Consider the following 13,202-nt stretch of genomic DNA (forward strand, 5'->3'; position numbering starts at 1 on the left):
GTGCTGTGCTGTTCGCGTGGTTTCCCGTCGGCGTTTACTCCAATTCCTCCCCGAGGGTGGGAGCGCTCTGCTTCCACCCTGCCAATGAGGCCAGCCCACCGTGGTCGAGGGGCAACGAGTGCGTACGTAACTCGACGCCGGTGTTTTCCCAGGCCTCTACCGGGTTCCATTTGGTTTGTTGGTCAGGCTTCGGTCGCTCAACTACTCCCGATGTGTTGCGCACAATCGGCGCGTTCTCCGCCGTAATAAGAACAACTTTCTTCACGACGCCACGCACAGGAGTCTCACTGACCTCGCCCATCCATCGGGCGCACGCCCGAACGGAGCATTCCGACCGGTCGCGGAGGGCGTCGTCGGCACGCAGTTCGTGAGCACTGAACCCGGTGATATCGGAAAGAAGGTCAATGTTGAGATCGTCCGGAATCGGAGGCGGGGTCATCCCGGCGCGAGCCGGATAGGCATCCAGGACAACGAGGAGATCGACGACGGAGCCGGTGGCGGTGCTGCGCTGCTGGCTTAGGCGTGCGCTGACGGCATGCGCAATCGTCGCGCCGAAAGAAAACCCGACGAAGGTGTATGGCCCCTCGGGCTGATAGTCGCGGATAGCGGACGCGTAGAGGTCGACTGCCTTGTCCCAGCTGATCGGACCAGTGATGTTCGCCGGGAATTGAATGCCGATGACGGGACGGTCGGTTGTGAGGTATTCGGCAAGCCCCTGGTAGGAGAACACCGAACCGTCAATCGCGTGGAAGCAGAATAGGGGTCGGCCTTTGCCTTCCTTCAGAGTGACCATCCACGGAGGGCGGGAATCGTGATCGCGCGTGTCGGTGGGCTGGGTTGTCTGAGGCTGGGTTTCCTGAGAAGCAGCGGGTCGGGATGCTGACGGCTGGGGCGAATCGCCCTCGATCGCGCGGACAATGCCCCGCGGCGAACCCGCCTCCACAATCGTCTGAATGTCCAGCTTGTGGCCACGTTTCCGGAGCTTACCCATGAGGCGGACGGCCATGAGCGAGTGAACTCCCAAATCCTCAAACGCGACATCGGGGTCCACCTCCGGGCGGTTGAGCAAACCGGCGATGTCTTCGCAGATATCGCGCAGCAGTTGGCTGTCCTGATCGGGGCGTTCAGTTTCAGCGTTGGGCTGGTTCGACGTGGTGGGTTCCGACGTTGGAAGGTCCGACGTCGGCTCGTCGTCGTGATCTTGTATGGAGCGGTCGTCCGCGTTCTGCCCTGGCCGACGTCGAATGTTGTCAAGCATCGGGGCAATCTCATCGCGAATAGCACGCAACGACTCGGGCGATCCGACGTCGGCAATAGAGGCGCACCATGAAAAGGTGGCGCGAAGAGCGTCGGCAAGAGTCTGAGCAACCTGCTGCGAAACTACTCCAGGCTGGTAGGCCAGGGCCAGATCGAAGGGGCCTCCCGGCGGGTGGATCACCGTCAACGGGTACTGGGTTTCGCCGCGAGTGGTCAGGCCCGCGATGCGTATACCGCGAGACGCGGCGACGCGATCGTCGGAATCAGGGAGAGCGCCGGACTGCGTGTCTATCTCCGAGAACTCATCGGGGAAATTGTCGTACACCACCAATGAGTCGAAGAGCGGGCCCGACTGCGGAGCCTCACCGCGAGACTCGCCCACCCGGCGCTCGATGTCGGCCAGGGAGGCAGAGGTGTGGTCCGCCAACTCGGCCTGGGCGCGCGCGTGGGACCGCAAGACCGAGGCCAGCGAATTCCCGCGCAGGTCCACCCTCACCGGAAGTGTGTTGATGAAGAGGCCGATCGTGTTGTCGATGCCATCGAGCTCGCTCGGCCGGCCCGAAGTGACCACGCCGAACACGGCGTCGTCGTGACCGGTCAGGGCCGCAACGACACACGCCCACGCCGTCTGAATGAGGGTGTTGGGGGTGACACCGACAGTACGGGCACAGCGAGAAAGGTCAGCTTTCTGTTGGTCAGAGAGCTGTACGATGCAATGTTCCTCGCCGGAATCCTCGTCGGTGGTCGCGGATTCAGGCGCGTCCGGTTCGGCGGTGGGCGTGAGTGCATCCATGACTCGGCTTGCATGGTCAAGACCTGCCACGTGGTCGATCCACAGCTCGGTATCAGCCTTCACTCGGGGCTGCATGTCCTCAGCAAATTGGCCATACGGGTATCGCAGGGGCAGCTCAGCGATGGCAGTTGCGATGGCGCGTGAAAGCGTATCCTCTCCATCACCGTCATTTCCGCTGGCCAGAAGCTCGGCAGCGCGGTTATACACGTGCATTAACTCGCGCAAGAGGATCGTCGTGGACCACCCGTCGGTAAGAATATGGTGGTTCCCCAACACCAGCTGACTGCGCCGATTGCCGAGCCTCACCAGGGTCGCCGCGACCATATTCCCGCGCGTCACGTCGAGCTGGCGGGAAGCCATCCGGTCCAGAACGTCGTCGATAAGCGACGATTGCACGCGCGACGGAAGCCAGCGAGCGTCGATCACCGACCATTGCCACCGCGGGGTGCGTGGAATGACGTGTACCGGGCGGTCGAGTGTTTCGTAATCGAACGCCGCCTTGAGCACGTCCTGGCGGTCCATCACGGCTTCGAAGGTGGCTCGCAGGAGCTCCGGCTCCACCGGGCCTTCGACGGCCATGGACGCGGCGATCACATAATGGTCGCGCTCGCGGGAATCCAGCGCCTGGTACAGCAGCCCCTCTTGCAGCGGGGAGAGCCCGTACACGTTCTGGAGCGGCCCGAACCGGCGCTGCCAGTGCTCGATATCCGCACTGGTCACGGGTGCTAAGCAATCCGAGGGCGACGCGCTACCCTCCGCGCTCAGCCCGAAGACGGCGAGATCTGTCAGAGCCTTGACGACGCCATCCACGAGCTGTTGCGCGCGATCGTCCGTTTCTGCATCGACGGTGATGCTGAGCGACGGTGTGCCGCGGTCATTGCCGACGGGTGCTGTGTGGGGGTCGGGGGTGTTTGTGTCTGAGTCCGTGCCCGTGATCCACGCGGTGATGTGCGGGACGTGGGGGAAACCGGGGCGGAGAGTGTGGTGAGCTGGGATGAGTGTGTTGTGCTTACTTGCGATGGGGCCAGGTATGTGGCCGATTTCTAGCGTGATTGCTGGAATACCTGCTGAGGCGTTGTCGGAATAAGCGGCACGGAAGTTGGCTCGTTGCTCTTTAACACTAAGCAGGAGCGCTTCCATCTCTGTCCGCGAATCCGACAGCGAAGCAGTGACATAGCCCGGCGCGGCGAACCGGCCAACAACATCACGCGCGACCAGGTTTCCGGAATTCATGGTTTGGCCAGAGGCGGGAGCGGACGGTTGACGTAGCGCGCGGCTCAATACCATCGCGGTGAGAAACTCATCGCGATCGCCCGCCGACGCTATCAGAGCAGCTGCGGTGAGAATGTCCTGGTCAGACAGGCCAAATTTCGTTCCAAGGTTATTGAGTAGAGCCTCCGCGAGTGACGGCTCGATCGTCGCTGTTGCCCGGGCGCGGCTGCTCGCCCACGGGAGTGCTGGGGCGGAGTGCCCACGCCACGAGGCATGGCGGCGCTGGCTACCGTCACCGCAGCCAGCCCGCTGCACGAGCGCCTCAACAATGCCGATGAGCTGCGCAAACCCGTCGGCATCAACAACCGCACTGTGTACGCTCAGGCGCACACCACCGTCGACAGGCTCAAGAGCGAACGGCCGTCCCTCGGCAAGATCGACAGGCGCGCAAAAATCGTCGTCCTCGGCAGGGTGGCGTCGGATAATGAACTGCTCGGAACCGGCCGTATCCGCGTCCCACGTCGCAATGCTACGAAGAGCCGGGACATCCTCAGCCAGCTTCGTCGCACATGCGCGACACTCGTCGGCCTCCATGTCCAGGGCACACGGAATTACGACCGACATAACCGGCTGATTGGGACCAGTGAAAGCCGATCGATCCATTCCCGACGGGGCGTCCACCACACCAAAGTCTGTCAGGATATTCGATTGCAACTCCGGAGCACTGTGGGTATTTGTGCTGGTCGCGGGGGTCTGGGAGGTAGCTGGCGAGGCTGCGCTATTCGGCTCACCTGACGACGACCGACGCAACGACGCAGCGATCTCGCCCAGGGGACGTCCGGACAAAATATCTGCCGGGCGGATCTCAAAGCCTTGCTTCTGCAACCGACCGGCCACCACCAGCGCGGTAATGGAATCTCCCCCCTGATTGATGAAATCCACGTCAAGGTCGGCGGACTGGCCCATGACGTCCTGGATCACGCGAGAAACAGCAAGTTCACGCGGTGTTTCGGGAGCCCGGAGGTCCGCGTCCGAACCCTGGTGGTCCCCACTGCCCTGGTGCTCGGCCGCGCGATCATTCGACATAGCGGACTGGTCAATCAGTTCGCGCAGTGCTCGACGGTCAATCTTTTCGGTTGACGTTCGCGGAATTTGCGGCACCGCAACAAGAGTTGACGGAACCATATAGTCCGGAAGAATCCGCGAGAGGTGCTGGCGCAACTCGGAAAGACGCTGCGTGATGTCATCAGTGTTCGCTTGGGGATCATCGGAATTGTCATTGGACGCGGGAGTGTTCCCGGCAACTCCCTCGAGAACAACTCCTGCCCGGATATTCACCGACGCCGCACCCACATGAGCGTGGCCATCCCCGGTTGACGTGTAGTTTTTCTCGTCGGGCCGAGGCGCATCGCCGGCGCCACGGGTAACCGCGACCGTGCCAGCTGCGTGAACACCCGGGAGACCAGCGAGTGCGCCGTCGATTTCCTCAAGTTCTACGCGATGCCCACGCACCTCGATTTGGTTATCCGCGCGGCCGATAAACGCCACCCCACGGCCCGGCACCCAGCGGACCCGGTCGCCGGTCCGGTACGCGGGAACGAGCACGTGGCCGTCGGAGCCGTCGGCTGTGACGTCGGCACGAGGACGGCTGGTGGTCGCGTCGGCACGGAAAAATGCGTGGGCCGTCGCGTCCGGATTATTCCTGTATCCCTGCGCGATCTGCTCCCCCATCAGCCACAATTCGCCTTCTTCGCCAGGGGGAACGATCTCGCCTGAGGCGTCGCAAATGCGAAGCGACATGCCGGGCACGGGCCAGCCCACCGTCACCGCGCCGGGTGTGATTCGTGCGCACAACGCGTCGACGGTCGCTTCCGACGGACCGTACATGTTCCAGCCGACGACGTGCTTGGCTGCGGCCACCTGGTCCCACAGCTGCTGCGGCATGGGTTCTCCGCCGAGCACAATGGCCCTGATCTGCGACTTTCGTGCGTCGAGCAGGGGAACGCCCGAGGCGAGCAACGCTCCGAAGAGCGAGGGGGTGGCGTCGATCATCGTGATGTCGTCACGACGGAGGCAGCGGTGGAAAGCCTCCCCATCGGCGACGGTGGAGCGGTTGTAGATCACGACGCGCACGCCGGCGAAGATCCACGAGAGCTGATCGATGGCAGCATCGAACGCGAACGATGCCGTGTGAGCGAGCGCGGCGGACGCCTGAGGCTGGGTGTTCGCGACATGGTCCAGCGTCTCTGGGAATAGCTGCGCGCGGTGGCCCGCGATCAAGTGCTCCACAGCGTGCCTGCTGACGTTCACGCCCTTCGGCAGCCCCGTCGTGCCGGAGGTGTACACGATGTAGGCCAAGTCGTCGGAGGATTCGGCCTCACCGGATTCGTTCGCGGGGTTGTGTGGTGAAACATCCTGGTCCGTGACCTGTTTACCATCGTGGTGCTCTACAGGCTGAACGTCATCGAGCCTGGTCACCACAGCTGCGGCGGCACTATCTTTCATGATGAACGAACGCCGGTCCTGCGGAGCGTCGTCGTCGATGACGACAAACGGGCGGTGCGCACGCAACGAAGCCAGAACCGCAATTGCCTGGGCTGCGCTCTTCGGCATATCAATGGCGACGACGCCACTCTCGGGGCACGCCGACGCGATGGAATCCGCCAGCTGATCACACTGTTTTACCAGTTCAGAGCCAGTGTAAGTGGCTCCTGGGGAACTGGGCGAGGTTTCCGACGACTCCGGCACGCCGTCGGCTAGCACAACATGATCACCCCACCGCCGCGCAAGCAAATCGATCAGACTATCCAATGGCTCAATCGAGCCGCTAGAGGGATCGTCGGATGAAACGTCGGACAGCGACTCTCCATCCCACTGATCACGAAGAGCAGTCGGAATCCGTTCAGGGCGGATACGTATCTCGGACGAAGCGGGCAAGGCAGTCTCAGCCTCCGACCGTCGGTCCAAACCTAACCCCACATTCACCACTGCCCGAATATCGGATAAGCGCTGATGAACAACCTCCGGCGGGACATCTGCGACCGTCTCAAAACTCAGATCCACGCCACCAGACCGGCCCGGCGCGGCCACCATCACGAAGTTTTCCGGCGGGCCACCCGCCACATTGCGGAGGTATCCTCGCGTCTTCCCGAACTTGAGGGCGGCGTCGAAAACCTTCAGGTTGGCGCCGATCCCGCGCAGGATCGAGGAATCTCCGTACGCCGTCGCCACCTCGGATCCCGGGAACCGCTGGTGTTCGCGCACGGTCCGCATTGTTTCCTCGACGGCGTGCGCGTTTTCGGGGAGCGTCGCTGCAAGGTCGATGGGCAACCGCACGGGCAGCATGTTGACCATCATCGCCGGAGTACGCCGCTGAGCTGCGGTTTTTCGTGCTGCGAACGGCATGGCCACCACCAGTTCGTCGGCCTCTATTCCCTGCACGCGCCGCAAGTACACGCCGTATGCCGCCAACAGGGAGTCCACCCACGTGGTTCCGTGCCGCTGGGACGCCGCTTTCCACGCGTCTAGTTCGTCGGCGTCCACGGTGAGCACCGTTGTTCGGCTGGAACTCTCCGACCCCCCGATGAGCTCGTCCCGCCACTGCGTGCTGCCAACCCCCGCGAGCGAGTCCTGCCACCACTGTGCATCGCGGTCCCGGTTGTCCGACTCATGGTATTCACGATCTTCCTTAACGACGCTGGTCAACGCGCTAAATTTCGCCTGCCGTGCTTTTTTACCGCCCGTGAGCTCGGTGTAGTGGGCAGCGGTGCGTCGGGCCAGGGTCATGGACGCGTAACCGTCGACAATGAGGTGGTGATACAGCTGGATGATCCACACGCGACGGCGATCCAGGCGAAGGACCTCGAAATGGCACAGCGGGCGATCGACGAGGCCCGCCCACGCCTCGGCGCACCGGGCTTTCGCGGCGTCAACATAGGCGTTCGCGGCGGGCTCGGGTGAGGGGTGAGCGCGCAGGTCGTGAACGGGGATAGTGATGTATTGCCCGGGCGCGGCGTCGATCACCCTTTGACGTGGGGAGTCGTCGGCAGGAACAGCGCCAGCGTCCTTTCCCGCCGAATCGTCGGCACGAACGTCCGTCGCGCTCTCCCCTAGGCTGCTCTCCCCTCGTCGGAACTGGAGACGCAGCGTTTCAGCCTCCGCGATCGTCTGATGCAACGCCTGAACAACGTCGGCAACCGAAATATCCGGCTGAGAATCCGTCGGGTCGAGCTCCATCACCTCGCCAACGACGTAATACGGCGAACTCGGATCCAGTGACTGCGCGTTCCAAATCCCCATCTGCGCTGCGGTCAGAGGGAACCAGTCCGGAGAGGTCGGATTATCAGGGTCACTCGAACGCACCGAATCAAAGGTCATAGCGTTAGGCTACACTGCTCAAAAGATAAACAAACAAGCAGCTAGAGAGAAGAAAATGAGGAGCCAACCATGAGTGCAGCTAACCCACCGCTGAGTCCCCAAATCTTTGCCGACGAACTCCACACCCGCGTTGCCTCGGCGATCGGAATCCCCGCTGACACGCTGGAAACCGACGCCGACCTCACCGACCTGGGGCTGGATTCGGTGCGCATTATCGACATCGTCGAGTGGGCGCGGCGCCAAGGGTGGGATGCCGAGTTTGCCGACCTTATCGAGGATCCCACTCTCGACGCGTGGGTGGACGCTTTCGAAGAGAGCGACGAATGATGGCGGGGATGAGTACGTCTGATCAGGGTGCCGGCGGAGACGCTACCGGCGAAGGCACTCCCCGCCATTGTGTGGTCACGGGGGCGCTGGGCGGCATCGGTGCTGCCGTTGTTACCGCCGCGAAGAACGCAGGGTATCGCGTGACCGCAGTGGACCAGGTGCCTCACGGACACGGCGCGGGTGCGGATGGTGACATGGCCGGCGTCGATAATAAACCCGCTGACCTGCACATTGATTATGTCCTCGACGTCACCGACGCGGAGGCCGCGCGCACCACGATCGACCGCATCGAGGCCGACCGGGGACCCATCGATGTGCTGATTCACACGGCCGGGATTTTGCGTGCCGACGCCGCGCTCGACGGCGACACCGACGCCATGCGCGCGAGTTTCGAGGTCAACATGTTCGGCGCTGCCCACGTGTGCGCACCCGTTGCCCAGCGCATGTGCGAGAGGAAACGCGGCGCCATTGTTGTTGTCTCCTCCAACGCGGGGACGACTCCGCGCGCGGCCATGGGGTCCTACGGTGCGTCGAAAGCAGCGATCACCGCGTGGGCCCGCAACCTCGGCCTGGAGTGCGCACCACACGGCGTGCGCGTGAATGTCGTCTCCCCCGGTTCCACTAATACCCCCATGCTGCGGGGAATGTGGCCTGCCGGGGAGGACCGCTCCGCCGACGTTATCGCTGGCACGCCCGACCAGTATCGGCTCGGGATCCCCCTGCAGCGGCTAGCGCAACCGGAGGACATCGCCGGGGCCTGTCTGTATCTCGCCTCCGACAGCGCCCGCCACATTGTCATGCACGATCTTCGTGTCGACGGCGGAGCGACGCTGGATAGCTAGGGGTTTTCTACACCCCGTCGTGGATGACGTGCCACTTTCTACGCCCCGCCCGAATTCGCCGAGCTCACCGCATTCACGCGGGCAATAAGCGCCCGTCTGTCGATCTTCCCATGATCATTGTGCGGAAGTTCCGTCATGACGACGAGGACGCTGGGCACCATGTACTCAGGCACCAGCGTTGCCAATTCGGCTTTCACCCGTTGCGAAATAGTCGTGTGACCAGCGGTGTCACCACCGTCACTGGCGGTCGCGCCCTCTGAAACAACGATCCCGCCGACAAGCGTGGCCTCTCCCCCGGTGCGATCCACAGCCACCGCGGCATCACTCACCATGTCGAGGCGTCGCAAATGAGTTTCCACATCGCCCAGCTCGACTCGGTTGCCACGAATTTTCACCTGGTCACCGATGCGGCCTTCAAAACGAAGCATCCCGCGCTTATCGCGCGACATGACGTCGCCCGTGCGGTACATGGTCCCGCCGTCGCGGTCCGGATGCGGGCTGGGCACGAACGCCTCCGCCGTCACCTCCGGATTGTTGAAGTACCCCGCGCCCACTTGGGCACCCGCGATGCAGAGCTCGCCGGACTGACTATCGGGGACCTCGTTCATGTTCTCATCGACGACGTAAAACACGACGTTATCCTCCGGCCAGCCGACCAGAGTTCCGCCTGTGGAGGATTCTTCATTCGTCGGGTTATCCGTCGCGGACTGGTCTATCCCGGCGCGGGAATTATCGTCGTGTGTGCTTGGATCCGCCCATGCTTCGGCAGCCGAAAGGACTCGAGCGTGGTCGCTATCAGCGGTGGGCTCGCTGTCGGGAGTCCCCGCGCTGTCGGTAGCAGCGCCCGAATACGGGCGGGAGAAGTCCACCCACGCCACGTCCATTGCGGTTTCCGACGGGCCGTAGAGCCCCAACAGCCGACTCGGGAGCACCGCCTGCGCACGTTCCACCAGGTCATTCGGGACGGCCTCGCCACCTAACAACACGTGCCGCAGGCTGGCGAACTGTTCGTAACCCAGGCCGACGTCGTCAAGGACATCGAACATGACCCTGAGCATGCTCGGGACCATCGACAGCGTCGTCACGGAATACGTTTCGATCATGTCGCCCAGGGCGAAGGGATCACCGGGGAACCAGCCCTGGCCGGGGATGACGATCCGGCCGGCGCAGGCCAGCGGGCACAGCAGCTCTGCGACGCCGACGTCGAAACCGATCGGCGCTTTGTGCAGCATCCGCAGTTCACCAGCGCTGGCCGACGAATCTGCGTCCTGCCCGAGCTTCGCATCTTGTCCCAGCGTGCGGACCACCCACTGCAAGTGCGAGGCCACCGCCCGGTGAGGGTTCACCGCCCCCTTCGGATTGCCCGTCGTGCCAGACGTGTAAATCAGGTAGCACGGATCGTCTGGCAAGAGTTCGCGAGTGCGATCACTAGCGCGAAATTCTTCCCTGTGGCGGGTGCCATCGGACGAAAAGTACTCATCCGGACGACGAAGTTCCCAGGTCGGAGGGTTACTCGTTGACACATTATTCGTCTGCGCATTACTCGTCGGCACGGATACTTCACCAAGCCCAATCACGACGTCGGGCTGGCAATCATTCACGATGTAGCTAATGCGCTCAGCCGGGTAGCTCGCGTCTACTGGCACGTAGGCGGCCCCCGCGCGGAGAACACCCACCATGACGCTGGGGAGCCAGGGGCTCCGGCCAGAAAGCACCACGACGCGATCGCCGGGGCCCACACCTCGATGGCGAAGTTCCCACGCCACCACATTCGCGTGGCTATCGACGTCGTCGTAGCTCAAAGTCAGCTCGCTGCCGTCGTCGCGGAAACCGTGAACGGCGGGCTGCTCGCGGTGGTGGTGAATGGTCTGGTCAATCATCACATCGACCGTCGAGGGATCGATCTCTACTGACGGACCGAACGCCCAAGGTGAACTAGCCGACATGAATCTCATCCCTCACTTCTCCCCCGGTCTGCTGCGCACTTCCGGGGTCGGTATCAGTAGGCCCATTATCCGCAGGCCCGTTATCGATGTAGCACGCGAGAATCCGGTCCGACACCTCACCCAAGCAGCTCAGATTCGCGAACCCCGGACCCTGAGCCAGCGCGGACAGCGTAGGCAAGAATAACCACGGCCCCTTGTCGACTGCCAAGGTCCACTCTGCGGGGATCGTCGCCGACCGGTCGGGCGACGGCAAATGGGGTTTGAGCTGCAAGAAGATACCAATATTGCGTGCAACGTCCGCTTCAGAGCACGTCGTCACGATTTTTTCTGCATAAAAATCGGAATCCGTGTGCGGGAACAGATCCCTGAACCACAACGGGTTGCCGCCGCGAGCATCAACCACCACATCGGCTGTGGACACCGCATCCGGGACGCCTTCATGCGACACGTAGAGATCCAGGGCACCGTCGCGAGGAACGATGTCGACCACGCGGCCCCGCTCATGGGTGATGTGCCCATAATTCTTCACGGTTTGCTGCACACGCTGGGAAAACACGCCGCGGTCGGTCCGGCGAATGAAGTCCTGCCGCTCCTCCATACTGAGCATGAACCACTTTTCCGGATCGGTGTAGAGGCTATTTTCAAACACGCTCTCGCCGCGCGAATACACCGTCGGGGAGGGTGAGAAGATCGCGATGGACTCGCAGGGCATGTGCGCCAGCTGATCAACGACGCTGGCCGCGGACTCGCCGCCGCCGATGACCGCCACCCGTTTGCGCAGCGGGAACGTGCCGTTTTCCACCTGTTCCCACAGCTCGGCAATAGAGAGCACACCGGGGACGTCGGCAAGTCGGCGCGTCGAGGGGCCCGGGCCGGTAATCATGACACCGTCGGAACTCAGGACCGTGGATCCGCCGTCGTTGAGTTCGACGTCGCATTGCCATTCCCAGTTGTAGTCCTCGGCGCTGGTGTCTCCGTCGTTGTTTTGGCCCCCGGCATTCTTATCGGCGTCGTTCTTATCGACGGCGCGAATCGCCGTGATCCGGCCGGCCATCACCCGCATATCCACCGTGCGAGCAACCCAGCGCAAATACTCGGCCCACTCCTCATGCGTCGGACACGGATGCCCGCGATCGATCCACTGAGCGTACTTGTCCCGGGAAACCAGGTAACTCATCCAGCTAAATTCCATGAGCGCGGCGTCGACACGCGTGTTGTCCTGCGCCGACTCGTTGGCGATCCGGGTCCGATACGGGAATCCGACGTCCTTATCCGGCGGAGTTCCCAGCAGGTGATGGCCGTTCGTCCAACCGCCGCCGGACACCCAATTTCCTCCCACCCCCAATGGGTCCACCGTGACAATCGTGGGGACCTCGTACCCCAACGATTTCAGCACGTATGCCTTCGCCGCCACGGCCACAGCTTTCGGCCCTGCACCCAGGATAACCAGCGTTTTCACTGTCGATGATGTTCTTCCTGCTCGAGTACGTTGTGTTACGGTTAGCCTACCTTTTAGTAACGATCGCGCGAAACACTGGAGAACCACCCGAGGATGACCAACACTCCCGAAAGTCAACCCAACAGACCGACTAACACCACCTCCACTCACAGTAACGACGACGTACGCGGAGATTCCGCCGGCCACGGCCCGTTCAACCTCTCCGAGCAGGAGATTTACGAGCGTCTGCATCGGCTGCGTCGCGACGTACCGTCATCGGTAATTCTCGACGAACCCCCACGCATCCCCGATCTAACCGGACGGCTAACCCTGCGGACGGCGGACCCCACGACCGACGATCCAGAGACGGTGTCGCGGTGGATGAACCGGCCACACCTCGTCGAAACGTGGGAGCAGCCGTGGCCTGCTGACCGGTGGAAACGGGATTGGGAAGCGAAGCTTTCTGGCACGTATTCGGTGCCTTTGATCATGCTTCTCGACGGGGAGGAGTGCGGCTATATGGAGATCTACCGGCCGCACCGGGATGAGATTGGGCATGTGTACGATTCGCGGCCTCATGACCTGGGGTTTCATGTGGCGGTCGGAGATGTGGCGAGGACCGGGCACGGGGTGTTCCCACCGCTCCTGATGAATCTGTGCGATGAGCTGATTGCCGCGAATCCGCCGAGTGACCTTATTGTCGTGGAGCCCGATTACCGCAACGAGCGGCTGCCGCGGATCGCGCTCATGAATGGATGGGTTGATGGCGGTGAGCGGCAACAGCGCGCTGACCGGCGTGTTCATTTGCTGGGGTACGCGAAAACGGATGAGGCTCGGGAGCGAGTGCTGGCGGGCAAGGAGTAGGGGCTAAGGGGGCTGAAGGGAGCGGCGCTGGCACGGGGCGAGCTGAAAGGCTGGTGCAACCACCACCCAACGGCGCCCCCTCCCCTGTTTTTGTTGAATTTCTTAAGGGATTTAATTATTGGATTGTGTGGGCTAGCATTGACTTA

At 62.6% G+C, this 13,202-nt stretch carries 6 protein-coding genes; 3 read left to right on the top strand and 3 right to left on the bottom strand.

All coding sequences use genetic code 11. The features are described 5' to 3' along the window. Positions 1–34 precede the first annotated feature (34 nt). The gene (locus JMN36_RS03320; RefSeq protein WP_204087553.1) at positions 35–7,639 is read right to left on the bottom strand and encodes a condensation domain-containing protein; all 7,605 of its coding nucleotides are present in this window, start codon (positions 7,637–7,639) and stop codon (positions 35–37) included. A 69-nt stretch (positions 7,640–7,708) separates the two neighbouring features. Here JMN36_RS03320 and JMN36_RS03325 point away from each other — a divergent pair, with 69 nt between their 5' ends. Continuing rightward, on the top strand, positions 7,709–7,966 hold the full coding sequence (locus JMN36_RS03325; RefSeq protein ID WP_204087554.1) for a phosphopantetheine-binding protein: 258 nt from the start codon (positions 7,709–7,711) through the stop codon (positions 7,964–7,966). An 8-nt stretch (positions 7,967–7,974) separates the two neighbouring features. Beyond that, the gene (locus JMN36_RS03330) at positions 7,975–8,808 is read left to right on the top strand and encodes an SDR family oxidoreductase (protein WP_221923844.1); all 834 of its coding nucleotides are present in this window, start codon (positions 7,975–7,977) and stop codon (positions 8,806–8,808) included. Between the two features lie 38 nt (positions 8,809–8,846). Here the strand turns inward: JMN36_RS03330 and JMN36_RS03335 are convergent, their stop codons facing one another. After that, complete coding sequence (locus JMN36_RS03335; protein ID WP_221923845.1) at positions 8,847–10,754, bottom strand: amino acid adenylation domain-containing protein; 1,908 nt, start codon at positions 10,752–10,754, stop codon at positions 8,847–8,849. After that, positions 10,744–12,213 carry a SidA/IucD/PvdA family monooxygenase gene (locus JMN36_RS03340; RefSeq protein WP_204087557.1) on the bottom strand — a complete coding sequence of 490 codons (1,470 nt, stop codon included), beginning with the start codon at positions 12,211–12,213 and terminating at the stop codon, positions 10,744–10,746. The genes JMN36_RS03335 and JMN36_RS03340 overlap by 11 nt, the downstream gene beginning before the upstream one ends. A 93-nt stretch (positions 12,214–12,306) precedes the next feature. Between JMN36_RS03340 and JMN36_RS03345 the strand changes: the two genes are divergently transcribed. Continuing rightward, positions 12,307–13,056: a GNAT family N-acetyltransferase gene (locus JMN36_RS03345; RefSeq protein WP_221923846.1), complete on the top strand. Its 750-nt coding sequence runs from the start codon at positions 12,307–12,309 to the stop codon at positions 13,054–13,056. Positions 13,057–13,202: the final 146 nt, after the last annotated feature.

It is taken from the genome of Corynebacterium pseudokroppenstedtii (genome assembly GCF_019754945.1).
Classification (GTDB): domain Bacteria; phylum Actinomycetota; class Actinomycetes; order Mycobacteriales; family Mycobacteriaceae; genus Corynebacterium; species Corynebacterium pseudokroppenstedtii.